This is a genomic window from Plectonema radiosum NIES-515 (assembly GCF_025753815.1).
Taxonomy (GTDB): domain Bacteria; phylum Cyanobacteriota; class Cyanobacteriia; order Cyanobacteriales; family Nostocaceae; genus Hassallia; species Hassallia radiosum_A.
Window position 1 is genome coordinate 1 of record NZ_JAOWRF010000192.1, and the last position, 16,111, is coordinate 16,111.

Below are 16,111 nucleotides of genomic sequence, written 5' to 3' on the forward strand. Positions count from 1 at the left end.
CCCCTGTCCCCCTGTCTCCAAGGAGTCCCCTGCCATCCGGTGTGCCAAGGGTAAGTCCATAAACCGCACAGGGATGTTATTAGTTAAGGCGTAATGCAGTGCTTGCCATTCGGGTGAGAAGATGGCGAAGGGATAATAAACGCAGTCTTGGGGTTTATCTGGTACATATATTAGTAATGCGACTGGTGGCTGCATTGCAGGTGAACCGACCAGATGCAGTACTGATTCGGCATCGGGTGGTCCTTCGATGAGGATTGTATCTGGTTGGAGAGTTTCTAAGGCTTGACGCAGACTGCGTGCTGAACCGGGACCGTGATGGCGGATACCGAAGATGTGGTGTGTCATGTTATTAATCTTTCCAGATATATCTCCAAGTATTAATCTGTTCTGGATTGTACTTCTGGAAAATTTTCTATATGAGTAATTATTTTAATATTTTAACCAGTTCTCTAGTGTGAGATTAGGAATATTTTCAAAATCTCGAATATTGTTAGTAACGATAATATAGGATTTATATTTGATTTTTGAACAAACACGTAGGGTGTGTTAGCGGCGAGAGTACGGCACCTTTTGTAAGGGCTTGGTGCCGTACTTTCGCCGCTAACGCACCCTAGAATACTTAAATTTTTTCATAAATCAAACCGGATTCCTATATCCTCTTTAGGGTTTTGATTAAGCAGCACAAATGTTAGTCTCAATAACTTTTTTGCGCTGCTCTCTTCCGATATTTAGACAATGCTCAGATTATTCAAATTGCCTTTAAATCCGGTTATCTCAATGATGCTGTCTGTGCTTGCAGAAAACCCAGCCGTACCATCATTAAGTGCTAGAAAGGTGCGATCTAACAGTCCATCGCGAAATCTAAAAGTGGAAGCACCATTGACCACAAAGTTACTGGGAGTCAACACCTGCCCAATAGCAGTTTCAGTCAAAGCACTCACTGACCCCAACTTTCGGATTTGAGTGGCTGAAACCGCTTGAGTCGCATCGATAAAATCAATACCGATCTCCAGGTCTTTAATCGCGTCGTAATTACCCAGTAAAGAATCTTTCAGCGATTGATACTGGAAGGTATCTGCGCCACTTCCACCCGTGAGCAGATCGCCCCCTCCACCCCCGCGAATCGTGTCATTGCCTGCACCCCCATTGATGATGTCATTACCATTCACGGCGAAGAGGCTGTCATTTTTACTGGTGCCCGTGACCGTAAAGCGCTCGATACCCCCAAACTCGATGAAATCTAAGACGGCAGAGTTTGGAGTACTACTAACGTCACGCGAGGCAGTCCCATAAAAGCTACTGCCATTGAACCGCATTCCCGTACCCGTGTCGCCAACCGAGTAGTCGATAATCAGATGATCCAGCCCATCACCACCAAATACGGTATCAGAACCCAATCCAGCATTAATTGTGTCGTTACCTGCACCTGTTTTAAAGAGGTCATTTTGTCGCAGGACAGTACCGTTGAGGATACCAGACTGGAGTATGGTATCGTTGCCACTGCCTGTTTCCAGCGCAAACCGTTCAAAATTGGTCGCTCTGACAACTCCAGCAATGTTGATATCTTGAAGATTGGTAAGGTTGAGATTTGTTGTTTGGCTCGAAAGGTCTAGCGCTAAGTAGTCAAAGCCAGCACCACCATCAAGAGTGCCAATGTTTCCTGCGAGCAGTCGGATTGCGCTCACCTCATCATTCCCCGCCCCAGCACGAATGACGCTGTTGGCGGTATGAAGACTAAAGGTGTCATCTTTACTGGTGCCAGTAACCGTAAACTGCTCGATGTCATAAAAAAGGATGGAGTCTAGTGTCTTCTTACTATTCGTACTGTCCGTCCATCTCCGGGCAGAACTGACAGTATTGAAGTTTACCCCCGTGCCCGTATCCCCAATCGAGTAGTCTAGAATGAGATGATCAATACCTGTCCCACCATAAACGTAGTCTATTTCACCCAATCCAGGGTTAATTGTATCGTTGCCGCCATTGGTTCTAATGATGTCATTACTGCGAAAGACTGCACCATTAACCAGGGTGGGTCTGATGACGGTATCGTTGCCGTTGCCTGTGGTAATATTTTCCATAATTTCAATGCGCTTTTAGTGTACGTTAAAGGCGATCGCTGTAGTAGTCAAAAATTGGAGTTAAGAGCAAAACTGGGTAACAAATAAGGCTAGACCTTAGACTGCTACCAATTTTGTGTCTCGCAAACTTCAAACACACTCTATAGGAAAAATAAGAGCCATCTTTATAAAGAGTTGAGCGGCATCTCCGGCGAAACACCGACTGTTAAAGAGGAGTCGCTTACAACAACTTATTGTTATGACAATGCTGTTTGGATACTAACACATTATAATCTTTTTATACATTTACGAGAGGGAAATACTTATTTTTCCAAAAATTATTTGACAGTTGATTCACCTATCAACAACCAAGATATAAACATTTTGGCATTGCTGAATTGATGCATGAATACGGATGTAGAGACGTTCCGCGCCCTACGTCTCTACAAGGATTTTGGTATTATGTAAAATCATTTACACGCCCCGGATTCAGCAACGCCAACATTTTTAACATATATTCATATTGGGTTGCGCTTCACTTCACCCAACCTACAAATCTTAACTTTGCGTCTTTGCGGCTTTGCGTGAGATTTCCTCTAAGATACCTCCCGACAAGCGCGATATAAATCCTTCCACCCATCCCTTTCTTTCACCACCGTTTCCAAATACTCCCGCCAAACTACTTTATCCTGCACTGGGTCTTTAATCACCGCCCCAATCAACCCAGAAGCAACATCTGCTGCTTGTAAATTTCCATCGCCAAAATGCGCCGATAGCGCTATACCATGATTAACAACAGAAATAACTTCCGCTGTACTCAAAGTGCTACTAGGGGATTTAATCTTGGTTTTCCCATCTTCCGTAACCCCGCTACGCAATTCCCTAAATATAGTCACAATGCGGCGAATTTCTTCCAACGCTGGGGGTTCGGCTGGCAATTCTAAAGCCTTTCCCAAACTTTCCACCCGCAACTGCACAATTTCCACTTCTTCATCTACAGTCTTTGGTAAAGGCAAAACTACCGTGTTAAAACGGCGTTTCAAAGCGCTAGAAAGTTCATTTACACCCTTATCGCGGTCATTTGCAGTGGCAATCACACTAAAACCCTTCCGCGCTTGCACCTGGGAATTAAGTTCCGGTATCGGCAGTGTTTTCTCGGAAAGCACAGTAATTAATGTATCTTGCACATCAGCGGGAATGCGCGTCAATTCTTCCACACGGGCAATTTTACCATCTTCCATCGCCCGCATCAACGGACTTTGAACCAAAGCCGCCATCGAAGGACCATCAGCCAACAATTTGGCATAATTCCAACCATAACGAATCGCTTCCTCACTCGTCCCAGCCGTACCCTGAATTAACAGCGTCGAATCACCAGAAATCGCTGCTGCTAAATGTTCAGAAAGCCAAGATTTTGCCGTTCCCGGTACACCAAGCAACAACAAAGCCCTATCCGTCGTCAAAGTAGCCGTCGCAACCTCAATTATCCGCCTATCCCCAATATACTTCGGCGAAACCTCAAACCCATTATCCAACCTCCCACCCAAAACATACATTACCACCGCCCAAGGCGACAACCTCCAATTCGGCGGACATTGCTTATTATCAACCTTCCCCAACTCCTCCAACTCAACAGCAAACTCCTCCTCCGCATGTTCCCTCAACAAACTCGTCCTTTCCTCTTCCCCCTTCTTCCTTGGTGTCCTTGGCGCCTTGGCGGTTCGATTCTCTTCACTCACCTCTTAACTCCTGTATCATCTCAAACCTAAACAACAACATAGCCAAAAACTCATTCACAAAACCTTGCCAAAACGAACCCTCCTCCACAACAGCCAACAACTCACCAGCAGCTTCCATTACAGAAGGTTCCATATAAAGAGCGAAACGTTGAAAGAGCGATCGCATTCCCCATTGACAGTGCTTATCAGCTTCAATATATTTTCCTACACTTAACAGCACAAGCTGACTAACTTTTTCACTCCAAGGCATTTGATAATGCTTCAACAACGTATACGCCGGATGATTCACCGAAAGCAATTTACCTTGATTCTCCAACAATATCTGCAAAATCAAAGCATCCGCCTTATTCTGCCCTAAAAGCTTCAACAACCCAACAACCAACTCCTCACCATTGCCCAAATAACTGTGATAAAACTTACTGGCATTTGGTAATAACACTTCCGCACACAAAGAATCTTGACTTTTCAAAGCTCCTGTTGCCCAAGCTTCTAACAGCATCTTTTCCCACTCATTACCATCCACAACTTGTAATAATTGCTGTGGCATCTTGCCCCAATTATTACACCAAAAACTAGGCGGTACGCAACAAAGCATTTGCAATAATAAACTAGCTTTCTCCCCCAATGCAGAACTGTAGCGAGATTGATCGATGCCATCGCGAATCATTTGGCGATCGCACAAGACCGGCAAACTCACTTGCACAGAGTTGTGGTTAAATATAATCAAGGGGTGAACTCGCTCGATCATCCGCTGACACAATCTCGATTTTGGCAGCAATGAAAGCAACTTCGCGGCAATATCTCGCACTTGCTTGCGTTTGTCATCTAATGCAGCTTCTAAAAACGGCTCATCGTTCATACTCAAATTGATTTCTAAAGCTGCTAATAAACTCGCTCTCTCATCGCCACTTTCCTTTTTCCAAGTTTTTTGCAGTTTTTCTCGTGCTTGTTCTGGATTTTGTTCGCGGAGTCTTTGCAGTAGCGATCGCCTTGCCTCTTTACTACCAATCTGCCAAGCTTTATCAGTAATTTCACTGTTTACATAATTCCAGTCTGGGTTCTGCTTTGCTAGCCAATATCCGCGCTTGCCCAAAACTGGTAAAATGAAAACTCGTAAATTACTTTGCTTTTGCCCTAAGGTCAACAGTTGAGGCAAGTATTGTGAAGGAACTCTTCTTTTAGCGGCAGCTGCCACTGTTAACCATTCTGGCAGAAGTTGGGCATTCCCACTTAATATCAAAGCTAGATGTTGCCGAGAAAGAAGACTGCAATCAAGTAATTCTTCTTCTTCACTTCTGTTTTGTAATGGTTGCTGATCGAAAGATATTTTACCAGCGCGTTGATAAAGAGCAAAAGCACCAGCCGCACTCAGTAAATTACCTTCTTTGTCGCTGCTATCCAAACAACTCAAAATCTCACTTAACTTATTATCAGGTAGTATCGCTTTTAACCCTTGCCGTTCAGTACCGATTAATGCTGTTTTTACGACCTCTTGCCATAAGTGCTTCATAATTTTTCAAGTGTGACAAAGACATTTTCTGCATATACACTTAAAGGAAGAAAGCGATCGCCATTCCATTCCCCAAATATTCCAACCGCATGTCCACCGCTGAGTGCCAATAATTGCCATGTTTGTTGAGAACTTAAGCCAGTTGTAGATAGCATATATCCATCGGCATCACGCACAGCACGACAGTTCCCATCATTAAACACAGGCATTACAGCTTGTAACGCTACAGGAAACTGCTCGATCCAAGGATTTTGTGCCAAGGCTTTAGCGTAAGCTGTCATCATGTGTTGGATACTACCAAATCCTGGCATTTTGTCCACCGGATCTGCTGGGTTATGATGAATTTTTATAAGCGATCGCAACGGATAAGCACTCTCGAAAAATACTAACTCTGCATCTATACTAGTTCCTGGAATCAAGGTAGTATCTAATGGTTGACTGCCATAAGCAAAGTTAAGAATTAATGCTGGTTGTTGACTTTGTTCGCCCCATAACCAATTAAACTGCGATCGCAATTTATCTTCTTCGGTGATGCGTTGACCTAAAATTAACCAGCGATCGCGCACACCTGAGGACGTTAATAATTCTTCTTGATTCTGCGTCCAGCCAATTTGGGTACGGATGTCTGCTTGCATTTCGGCTGGGAAAGTTTCCAAACGTTTAAAGCCGGAAATTAACAAATAAACACGTCCCAACTGTGTCAACAGCCTTTCTTCCCACCCGATACCAGAATGTGGTATGCTTGCTATCTGACGCAGCATCCGAGCAACCCCCGACGCTTGAGCATCTACAAGCCTCGCTGCTGCGGTATCCCAAAAGCTGTAAGGTTGCCCAAGGGCAACAGCTAATCCCTGACGTACCAAATCACGCAACCAAAGTTCTAAATCCTGCATTCCCGCAGTTACTTTGTTGTAGCGCATCTGGGCACGCTTTGCTTGAGCGACTGTATCAACTACTTTCTTTGTATCTGGTTTGTCTTTGGGAATATCAAGACTAATTTTTTGTGGCAAAGTTTTTTCTGTAAAAGCATCTTTTTGATCGGCAAAAAGCAAAAACAAACCGATTGCGTGTTTACATGGTGTTTTGTGACTGGGACAATTACATTTAAAAGCAAGTTCTGTCAGATCAATCTGTGTTCGGTAAGGATTGCTACCGCTACCTTGACACTCACCCCAAATAGCTTGTTCGTTGTAACCCAACGATAACCATAAAGAACGCACTGCTAGAACTTGAGCATTAAGTGCGGAACTGGTATCTGGTGCTAGCGCTATAATTTGTTCCTGAGTCCAGATTAGAGACATGGGTATTGTTGCTGAGTGCGCTGTGATAAGTGCGTTTTCTGGTTTCTGTCAAGTTTTTCATAGTTTTGTCAAAAGTCCATTCTCCATTAAACCTTCTTTTCGTTATCGGTGGTGAATTCCCTTGGTTCATAATAACGGCAACCTTCACAAGGTCCTGATGGGTTGACAGCACAGCGTACATAGCCAGATTTAGCATTATATCGGCAACTGATGTCACCGATGAGATAACCGACTCCTTCGAGATAATAGCGATCGCTTAAACCAAGTCGAGAATTTTGCCCTAGTTGCGTTCTGGGAAAGCTCATAGTAGCTTGTCTCATTTGCGTTTCTCTTTGCATATGACTTTTGCGAATCATCCACAAAGAGAACAGTGCCGGTAAGAAAGCAACAGCAATAATCAAGAAAATGTTCACCTGATCTTTACTTGTTTTTAGGTTATATTTTCAAATCGTAAAACACTTGCAACAATCCAGAGTCTTAGGTTTTAACATCTTTCAACGAAGAAGTGTTGTATCGCGATCGCGATCGCGCTTCTAAGAGGATATGAGTTAAGTCATATCATGGGAGCGCAAATCACACATACGCTCCAAGACGTTCCACCGGAACGTCTCTACGACGGTAGGTATATTTTTATTACTGTTAATTAAACGCACATCATATCATAAGGTGCTCATGCGTAGTGAAAGGCACTATATTTTTGGTTTCAGTCCGTGACCCTCAAACCAAGGAGAAAATATTTAATTTTCTTTAAAAAAATTATTGAAATTCAATATTCAGTCAATCTTGGATAATTTTTCCGCCATCTTTCCAGCTTATCGATAGAAATTGATTTAGTTACGACATTAACATCATTTCCTCGCCAATCAAGTTCTGAATCTGTTGTAAAAACACCACACTCTAATTGTTCTAATTCAATATTCCAATATTGACTAAATCTATTTTTTAAAGTTATCACTTGTTCAAATACTTTATTTCTGTGTTTATTTCTTCTTTTTCTTTCGGTTGCACCGGTTGCTTCTGTATCAATAAATTTAGTTTCAATTAAAAATAAACTACCAGTATACGTTAAAAAAACAAAATCACACTTGCCTAAATCTGTATAATCAGAAATTGGAGATTTTTCAAATAGAAGTAGTTCTGAACATAAAGGAAATAAGTCTTTAAGATTCAAAAATAAATAAGCTTGTAATAGAAGTTCTTTGTCATAAGGAAAGACAATAACTCCTTGAAAAAATCTTTTAATATTTTCCTGAGTTTGAGGCTGAATTTGTTTACAATAATAAACAAATTGATTTAGCTCATTTACGGTCATCAATTTTTTTTTGCTCCTTCCCCTGGTTGCCGCTATCTAGTCACGGCATTAAAAAATACCATTTTATCAAGGGAATTATCATCAGCATAAGTAACTAAAAAAAACTAATTTCTACTAGAGAGACTACGGCAAATTACTGATGAAGGAGCCAATAAAGAGGGGGAAAGGAGAAAGGAAAAAAGGCAAAGGGAATAAAAACAAGTTTCAGAATTTCACTTGCCCAATGCCCAATGCGAGGGTGCCCATTGCACTCAAGTACCAGTCAGCTGTTTTACCTCAGTCGGAAATCCTGCATTGTTGAGAGCCTGAAAAGCAGTTATCGAATCTTGTACCCAAAATTGTCTGCCAAGAAGAACAGCTTGGCGGGAATTTAGGGCTTGTATAATACCTATCACTGGCACTTTTGCTTTTTCTCTGTCTCCTGAGTGTTCTTTCAAAATTGTTCTGACGCGATTAAGTTCTTGGATATCTGCTGTTTGTTGAGAACTTAATTCTAGCATCACCAGTTGTACTGTTTCTACTTGTTCGGCATCTTCAACAATAAATTGAGGTTTCTCGTCTTTTCGCTCTATTTTACCCCAAATAATCAAGCGTGAATCAACTTGAAGTAGTGAACTTATGCGCTCATAAGATTTAGGAAAGGCTACCGCTTCCGATTGTGCAGTTAAATCTTCTATTTGCAAAATCGCCATCGGTTCGTTGCCTTTTTTTGTCATCACCTTTTTGACGCCATTTAGCATGACAAGCGCACAAACCATGATTCCTTCTTTTTGCTCGGCAAATTGCGTCAGGTTAATAGGAGCAAGATATCGCGCTGTTTGCTGTATAGATTTCAGCGGATGATCGGATACATAAAAACCTAAAAGTTCCTTTTCTTTGCGTAACTTTTCCGGTTGGGGTAAATCAGGAACAGGATTTGCTTTCGGGGCAGTTTCAAAAGCTTTGCTTACTTGATTATTATTTGTATTGTGAGAAATTCCAGTATTAAAATCAAAGAGATTTCCTTGACCGCTAGCTCTATCTCTGGCACGGGATTGTGCCCAATCATATACTAATTCTAGGTCTTTGATTAACTGATGGCGGTTAGATTCGATTTTATCAAAAGCTCCGCAGTAAATTAGCGACTCTAAAGCGCGACGGTTAACAGCACGCAAATCCACGCGATCGCAAAAATCAGCCAGAGATTTAAACGATCCTCCCTCGTTCCTCGCTTCTAATATACAAGCGATCGCATTCTGTCCCACATTACGCACTGCACTAAATCCAAACAAAATATTTTTTGCCAGGGGCGTAAAATCCACTTGACTTGCGTTAATATCTGGTGGGTCTATCTCAATATCCAAACTCGTACAGCTAGCAATATACTTCTGCACCTTATCTGTGTCACCACTGTTAGCCGTTAACAGTGCCGCCATATACTCTAATTTATAATTAGCTTTTAAATATGCAGTTTGATAAGTTACATAAGCATATGCCGTCGAGTGAGATTTATTAAAGCAATTAGAAGCGATTAAACCATCTTTAATTACAAAATTATGGTCGCAACTCACGCCAATATCATAGACATTTTGTGTTCCTAGAGATTTACGTGTAATAATTTTAACCATACAATTGGGAATTGGGGAAATAGAAAATAGAGAACGTTAAATTAATTTTAGGACTACCGCACTCAATCTGACTGGAAAATATGCATCAAAGAAAAAGGTTCTTTTTATTGATGCAGATATTCAAGGTTCTGCTAGTTGGTGGTATAGTCCCAGTCGGAATGGTATGAGGTTCGACCTATCCCAAGAGACAGATCCTCAACTTTTAGGTAATTTAGGAAAGATAACACGTTACGATTTAATAGTGGTAGATACACCTTTGGTGCTACGCTCTGAAGTATTAGCGCCGAAAGCAATGCGATCGCTAACTATTTTGTTTTGCCTACACCCCCAGCACCAATGGATTTAGTTGTCCTAATTGACACAATTAAAAAATCCGTCACTCCCTTGGAAACACTCCATAGCGTGCTGCTAACCAAAGTGGATATACGGAGTTTTACACAAGCACAACAAAAAAATACCTTGGTACAGTTAGGAATACCTGCTTGCAATAACTTTATTCGTGCTGACAAAGCACACGAACGAGCAGCCCTGGCAGGTATGGCAATTACTCAATGGCAAAGAAATAATGCACGCGAAGCAAAGTCAGACTACCGCAGCTTCGCTGACGAATTCAAGCATGATTAGAGGAAATTATGGTTAACAGACATGTAGACGACGTACTACAAGAAAAAACACAAAAATTTACACCATATGAAGGTGAATCTGCAATTGAAGTTACTGCTGAGGCAATTGTAGAACATGCCGAATTATCTGAGGAATTGTCAACAGCTACAGTTGAGCAAACTCCAGCTACACACACAACTCAAACCTTGGCTGATTTAGAAGCAATGGTCAAAGAGTTGCAAGAAACTTTAGAACAATCACACCACAGAGAAAAACAACTACAGCAAAAAAATAGTGATTTGCACTCAGCTTTGTCTCAAGAAAAATTGCTTTTATCAGAACAAAAAGTATTAGTAGAACGATTGACAAAAGAGCTTTACGATGCAAAGAAAGCTGCACTACAACTTGCAGAAGCTAATTCCCAACTTATAGAAGAAAGCAATGTTCTCAAAAAAGAAAAGGAAAGTATTGTTCTCAAACAAGAAAAGGAAAGTATTGTTCTAAAACAAGAAAAGCAAATTATCCCAGCTAGCAGCTACAAAAAATCATATCAATCATCACAAAAGGCACCGCAACACCAACCTGAGCCAAATCAATTGAAACCAGTCGCTAGCTACTACAAAAAGTCACATTACTCATCGGAAAAGCCCCCGCAACAGGAACCTGAGCAACATGAATTTAAACCAGCCGGTAGTTACAAAAAATCACACCGTTCATCGGTAAATTTAGCGCAAAATCAACCAGATGAAGGTCAGGATAATTCTTCTCAAATGTGGTTACTTGACTAGATTAAGTTTCCCCGGTTTGAACACACTCCCCACCGAGTTGATTGGGAGCTTTAGGCTACCAGTTAGAACTGCTTTTCTTTGCAATATGGTTTGGTTCAGGTCGAAAAGCAGGTAAACTGACTGCTGTTCCACTACTGTTGAAAGCAAGTGTGACTGTAAAACAAATAGCGGAACAGCTAGATATTGAAGGGTTTAGGCAGGCAGGACAGCAGTCTTGATTAAGCGTCTAACTCGATCAATTTAATCTAACGCGGAAACGAACAAAACCGAAGTTGCTACCAGTTGCTTGTGAGAAATTCCCAACATTGACAATCACAGCACCGTTGCGATTAGTTTGGTTAACGCAAGAATTGCCCGCAGGTAAAGGTGAAAGAGCTGAGAAAAAGCTGCCTCTATCTGCATCTGCTGCATTCGTTACAGATGTATTTGTACCAGCTAAATCTAATAGTACACCACTACCCACACCAAAACTATCGGGTACAAAGAGGGTATCATCGGGAATTAAATCGCAAAATCTGGCGTTTTGAATTGACTGTGTACCATCACTGAGAAAATAGAGAGTATATTCAACTTCATCACCACTCTGCAAAGCAGCTTGAGAGTCTAGACTGATAACTCCCCGTGGGGCTAATTGCGACCAACCAGCGGCATTATCATTGCTGTCGTTGGGGTCATCAATAAAAGTATTAAAGTTAATTCCCCTCAGCGGTGCGTTGTTGCGGAATACGTTGGAAATTCGCTTGACAAAACGCAGATTTGGTGTTCCATTGAAGCTGACTGGTGTAGGGACATTATTATTAGTCGGATCGCCATCGTTATTATTTCCTGTAACTGTACTGCCTAAATCTGGGTTAACACCATCAGTGGAGTCATCAGTTACAGGTGTGGTGTTACCGTTTGTGGTTGCGATCGCTCTTGCGGTATTGTTAAAAGGACCCAGATTACTACCGGGTGTGACTCTAACACTAAAATTAATCGTGGCACTAGCGCCTATAGGTAGAGTTTCTGTACCTGCGAGCAAATTGCGATCGCTATTACCGTTAAAGTTAACATTAGCTGCTGTCAGCGCACCACTGACAGTTACGCGACTGGAAATAGCCACAGCAGTAGCCCCATTAAAGGTACTATTAGCATTACCAAATAAATCATCGCTGACTTGGACGTTATTTAAAGCGACATTTCCGTAGTTGCGGACAATGACAGTGTAAGGTACCGTGTAAGTTCCATCACTGTTATTCACCACACTACCAGCTTGCTTGGCAACACCGATACGCCGTCCTGGAGTCAGGGTCACGGGGGTAGGACTAGTATTATTATTGGGGTCTAAATCGCCGTCTGGGTCAGTATTAGTACCATTGATAGAATCATCTGTAATTGGACCTGCTTCCGGAGGACTAGCTGGGTAAATGGCTGATACCTGGGCAGTATTATTAAACGGACCAAAATTACCATTAACAGGAGTGATGTTGACATCAAAGGTAATAGTGGCAGTTTCTCCACCATTAAGTCTATCGTTTGTAGTTCCCTGCAAAAGATTTTGGTTGCTCTGACCGTTGAAGCTAGAATTGACTGTTAAGCTGGAACTAGAGCTTTGAATATTACCAACAGAATTGATGGTTGCACCAGCAAAGGTAGTTGCCAGATTGTCTGTTACTTGGACGTTTGTCACCGTGTAAGGAGTATTCGGATCTCTGGGTGCGAGGTTTTGCACCGTCATGGTGTAAGGTATGGTGAAGCTACCATCGGCTCTAGGAACGGGAGCACCTACACTTTTAGCGATACCGATATTCGGTCTACAAGCTTCAACACCAACTGCAACAACACCAAAGTCATCACCATTGCTTCCAGTTGCCGTATCTTGAATTGATATTGTAAAAGGATTGGGTAGACTTGCTGGGGTGGTGAAACGAACTATTCTTCTATCCCACAAATCTTGACTATTGTGTCCGGAAGCGGGGTCAGAGTCATCAAATACGGGGAAAGATGGACCATTAGGTATACCATTAATTAAAAACTGGATGACGGGATCGTCAGGTGCAGATCCATCAGTAGTAATGGCATTACTAACATAGGCATAAAAAACGTAAGTAGTATTTGGCTGTAATGATGTACTGGCAATGTTTTGTTGCCAAATTGTATATGGTCCTCCTGTACTGTTGCCGTTGGAATACAACCAATTGTTAGAACTAGGCACACCATTTGCCGCATCTCCCGGAAAAGGCACTTGCTGAACAATACCGCCGGCGTAATTCACTGCTCCTGTTTGAATAGCTACACTTGTATCACCAGGGTAAACGTTATTACCCGCATAAGGAACCCCACTACTCCAGTTACCAGGAAATAAGGTATTGGCAGCAGCACCACCACTTGGTTGCTGAGTAAAGTAACCGTTGTTAACTAAAGAGTTAGATACACCTGCTATTTTGGTGCCGGCAGGACAACCAGTACCTTGATTTTGAGCTTTCGCAGCTTGCGGAGGTATCAAACTCAAAAACCAAAAAGGCGATAATAACGTAGCCAGAGAAATAGCCCGGAGTCGAAATTTTAATGACTGAGATTTAGCAAACATTTCATGCATCAGTTGGAAAATAAGAGCGCTTTAACTGGTAAAGAGTACTTTACCTACCGTTTTGCCAGAGGATGTTTTGGTATAAATTCATTTGGCTTGTCTATTAGATTGGCTGCTTCCTGATTGAGATACTGAAAATTGTCCCGCGAAATTTTTACACGCCAAATTTACCCGCTGCAAGCCGCAACAGATAAACAAGACAACTATGTCTCTATCAAGTAATACCAATTCTATGTGAGTGAGGTTGCGCTTTATTCGCCCTCAGGCTATAAGCCGCTGGCTCCAAAAACAGAGCTTACCTGCGTAGGCACTCTTAGGCGCATCTTCATACAGAAATGGTAGAACTATTGATTTGATTTAGTGACATAAATTACTAAAATCAACTCTAAGGTAGATGAAGATATCAGCTTTTTATGGGAAACGATTTCAGACAATAATCAGTATAACCACTTGTGGTGACAGTACTAAAAATATTTCCTGACTTTATAAAAATTTTAGATGAATTAGTATGAAAATATACAATTAACTAATATAAACTTGATTTTTTCCTATACGTAGTCAGCACGAAGAGTGCGATCGCCAAGTGCAAAGAGCGCTGACTACGAACGGTTTTTTACATCTCCACAAGATCGCGCACCAACTGTGCCAATTTTGCCGCGCTGTCGGGAACTGCGATCGCTTTGCTTTTTTCTGCCATATCAGCCAATTGCGGTGACTGCAACAAATACAAAACTTTACTTTGCAATACCTCAGCGCTTAACTCTGATTGCTTAAAAGCGATCGCTGCACCGACTGAGGTAAATACTTCCGCATTGTAAGTTTGATGATCTTCTGCCGCAAATGGATAAGGAATCAAAATCGAAGGCACACCACATACTGCCATTTCTGTCAAGCTTCCCGCACCAGAACGACTAATTGCTAAATCAGCGCGTTTTAACAATCCCGCCATATTGTCAGAAAACGGTAACACAATATATTGCGGATGCTGTAAATTTTCGACTTCGGGATCGTTATCTCCCGTCAAATGGACAACCCAAGCACCAGCATCAAACCAAGCTGTAGCGCAGGAGCGCACCAACTTATTGATAGCGACTGCACCTTGGCTACCACCAAAGACGACAATTAAAGGAACATTCTCCGGAATGGGTAAATCTAATGGGACAATTTGAGAATCTAAAAATGGCGATCGCACTGGAGTATTAGTATAAATAGTTTTGGCACGAGGCAAGTACTTAGCCGCAACTTCAAACCCCACTGCCACAGCATCACACCAGGGACCAAAAAAGCGTGTTACCTTACCAGGTAAGGCGTTTGATTCATGGAGAATCACAGGTAAACCAAGCGATCGTGCGGCAATTACGGCAGGTCCTGCGATATAACCACCCGTAGTAAAGACACCTTGAAAATTACCTTTTTTCAGAAGTTTTCTCACTTGGAGAATCGAACCGACGAGTTTACCCAAAATCCCTAAAGATGAAAATCCCAACCCTTGCTGAAACCCCTCAACTGCAATAGTATTCAATGGGTACTGCTTGGGAACAAGCGAGCGTTCTAGCCGATTTGGGACACCAAGCCACTCAATTTGATAATCTGGCAATTGTTCAGCCAGTGCGATCGCCGGAAATAAGTGTCCACCAGTGCCACTAGCGGCTATTAATAATCGTATCGGTGCGTTTGCCATCAACCCTTTACCGTTCTGAAGAGAAGCTTAACTAAGATAAAACAATTTACGAGCCTTCTGTAGCTAAATCCTGAACCTATCAACAATGCCTAACCTAATTGTCTTACTAGTTAGAAACATCAGAAAATTTCCAGCCTCAAACTGGCTAATTTTATTTATACTGTCACTTGGTTTATTATCCGGTTGGAAATGCGCTCAAGCGAGTACACCAGATACTGCACCGACCGAACTGAAAAATTTATTGACGCAAATTGATACAGCAGCTAGTCTTGGCAATGTGACAAAAGTAATGCAGTTTTACAGCCCCAATTTTACTACTGGGGATGGTTTAACTCACGCCAATTTGGAAAAAGCCTTGGTTGGGCTGTGGCAGAGGTATCCACAACTAAAATACACTACGCAACTCAAATCTTGGAAATCAGAAGGTAATGCCATTATCGCCGAAACAGTGACTAATATAACCAGTTCACCCTCTCCTAAGAGCAATAATATGGCTTTGAATGCGACGATTACATCTCGTCAACGTATTTCCGGTACACAAATTGTCCGTCAAGACATTTTGACCGAACGCACTCAACTTAGCTCTGGTGCTAAACCACCACAAATTAAGATTAATTTACCACAGCAAGTGCGAGTCGGACAGCAATATAATTTTGATGCGATCGTTACTGAACCCCTTGGTGATGATTTTCTTTTAGGCACCGCTTTAGAAGAACCGATTAAACCAGAAAAATATCTCTCCCCCACATCGGTAGATTTAGAATTGCTGACAACAGGTGGACTTTTTAAAGTTGGACGAGCACCAGCTACTCCTGGTAGTCAATGGCTTTCTGCCGTAATTTTCCGAGGAGAAGGTGTAACAATGGTAACTCAACGTTTGCAAGTTGTGAAATAAGTAACTAACTCAAGAGTTAAGAGTCCATAGTCCGTAGTCAACAGTTGAA

Annotated in this window: 16 protein-coding genes; 6 read left to right on the top strand and 10 right to left on the bottom strand. The window is 42.0% G+C overall.

Translation table 11 applies throughout. The features are described from left to right. Both OGM63_RS12750 and OGM63_RS12755 read right to left on the bottom strand, forming a co-directional pair. A partial coding sequence (locus OGM63_RS12750) for a DUF5682 family protein (protein ID WP_263745945.1) occupies positions 1–345 on the bottom strand: 345 nt, incomplete at its 3' end. Positions 346–728: 383 nt separating this feature from the next. Next, on the bottom strand, positions 729–1,685 hold the full coding sequence (locus OGM63_RS12755; RefSeq protein ID WP_263745946.1) for a bluetail domain-containing putative surface protein: 957 nt from the start codon (positions 1,683–1,685) through the stop codon (positions 729–731). Positions 1,686–1,907: 222 nt separating this feature from the next. On the opposite strand from OGM63_RS12755, the gene OGM63_RS12760 reads away from it, so the two are divergent. Continuing rightward, positions 1,908–2,165: a hypothetical protein gene (locus OGM63_RS12760; protein WP_263745947.1), complete on the top strand. Its 258-nt coding sequence runs from the start codon at positions 1,908–1,910 to the stop codon at positions 2,163–2,165. Positions 2,166–2,653: 488 nt separating this feature from the next. Here the strand turns inward: OGM63_RS12760 and OGM63_RS12765 are convergent, their stop codons facing one another. The 6 genes from OGM63_RS12765 to OGM63_RS12790 all read right to left on the bottom strand — a co-directional run bounded on the left by OGM63_RS12765 (position 2,654) and on the right by OGM63_RS12790 (position 9,526). After that, a complete protein-coding gene (locus OGM63_RS12765) occupies positions 2,654–3,724 on the bottom strand; it encodes an ATP-binding protein (RefSeq protein WP_263745948.1) in 1,071 nt (356 codons plus the stop codon). Positions 3,725–3,788: 64 nt separating this feature from the next. Further along, complete coding sequence (locus OGM63_RS12770; RefSeq protein WP_263745949.1) at positions 3,789–5,306, bottom strand: DUF5691 domain-containing protein; 1,518 nt, start codon at positions 5,304–5,306, stop codon at positions 3,789–3,791. Then, complete coding sequence (locus OGM63_RS12775; protein ID WP_263745950.1) at positions 5,303–6,607, bottom strand: SWIM zinc finger family protein; 1,305 nt, start codon at positions 6,605–6,607, stop codon at positions 5,303–5,305. Before OGM63_RS12775 ends, OGM63_RS12770 begins: the two co-directional genes overlap by 4 nt. An 86-nt stretch (positions 6,608–6,693) precedes the next feature. Further along, entirely contained in the window at positions 6,694–7,020 is a 327-nt protein-coding gene (locus OGM63_RS12780) for a DUF6464 family protein (protein WP_263745951.1), read from the bottom strand. A gap of 353 nt (positions 7,021–7,373) precedes the next feature. Further along, positions 7,374–7,919 (bottom strand): hypothetical protein, encoded by a 546-nt coding sequence (locus OGM63_RS12785; RefSeq protein ID WP_263745952.1) that lies wholly within the window; start codon positions 7,917–7,919, stop codon positions 7,374–7,376. Positions 7,920–8,170: 251 nt separating this feature from the next. Beyond that, a complete protein-coding gene (locus OGM63_RS12790) occupies positions 8,171–9,526 on the bottom strand; it encodes a helix-hairpin-helix domain-containing protein (RefSeq protein WP_263745953.1) in 1,356 nt (451 codons plus the stop codon). A gap of 163 nt (positions 9,527–9,689) precedes the next feature. Between OGM63_RS12790 and OGM63_RS12795 the strand changes: the two genes are divergently transcribed. From OGM63_RS12795 to OGM63_RS12810, 4 genes are read left to right on the top strand one after another with little or no spacing between them, the layout of a single operon-like run. Next, positions 9,690–9,872 (top strand): hypothetical protein, encoded by a 183-nt coding sequence (locus OGM63_RS12795; RefSeq protein ID WP_263745954.1) that lies wholly within the window; start codon positions 9,690–9,692, stop codon positions 9,870–9,872. After that, a complete protein-coding gene (locus tag OGM63_RS12800) occupies positions 9,863–10,150 on the top strand; it encodes a hypothetical protein (RefSeq protein ID WP_263745955.1) in 288 nt (95 codons plus the stop codon). Before OGM63_RS12795 ends, OGM63_RS12800 begins: the two co-directional genes overlap by 10 nt. An 8-nt stretch (positions 10,151–10,158) precedes the next feature. Then, positions 10,159–10,917 carry a hypothetical protein gene (locus tag OGM63_RS12805; RefSeq protein ID WP_263745956.1) on the top strand — a complete coding sequence of 253 codons (759 nt, stop codon included), beginning with the start codon at positions 10,159–10,161 and terminating at the stop codon, positions 10,915–10,917. 41 nt (positions 10,918–10,958) lie between these two features. Then, on the top strand, positions 10,959–11,135 hold the full coding sequence (locus OGM63_RS12810) for a hypothetical protein (protein WP_263745957.1): 177 nt from the start codon (positions 10,959–10,961) through the stop codon (positions 11,133–11,135). 17 nt (positions 11,136–11,152) lie between these two features. Here OGM63_RS12810 and OGM63_RS12815 read toward each other — a convergent pair whose 3' ends face one another. Together OGM63_RS12815 and murG are read right to left on the bottom strand one after the other, a co-directional pair. Further along, the gene (locus tag OGM63_RS12815) at positions 11,153–13,486 is read right to left on the bottom strand and encodes a hypothetical protein (protein ID WP_263745958.1); all 2,334 of its coding nucleotides are present in this window, start codon (positions 13,484–13,486) and stop codon (positions 11,153–11,155) included. 613 nt (positions 13,487–14,099) lie between these two features. Continuing rightward, positions 14,100–15,167 (bottom strand): undecaprenyldiphospho-muramoylpentapeptide beta-N-acetylglucosaminyltransferase, encoded by a 1,068-nt coding sequence (gene murG / locus OGM63_RS12820; protein WP_263745959.1) that lies wholly within the window; start codon positions 15,165–15,167, stop codon positions 14,100–14,102. Between the two features lie 85 nt (positions 15,168–15,252). Between murG and OGM63_RS12825 the strand changes: the two genes are divergently transcribed. Continuing rightward, positions 15,253–16,062 (top strand): DUF8623 domain-containing protein, encoded by an 810-nt coding sequence (locus OGM63_RS12825; RefSeq protein ID WP_263745960.1) that lies wholly within the window; start codon positions 15,253–15,255, stop codon positions 16,060–16,062. Positions 16,063–16,111 lie beyond the last annotated feature (49 nt).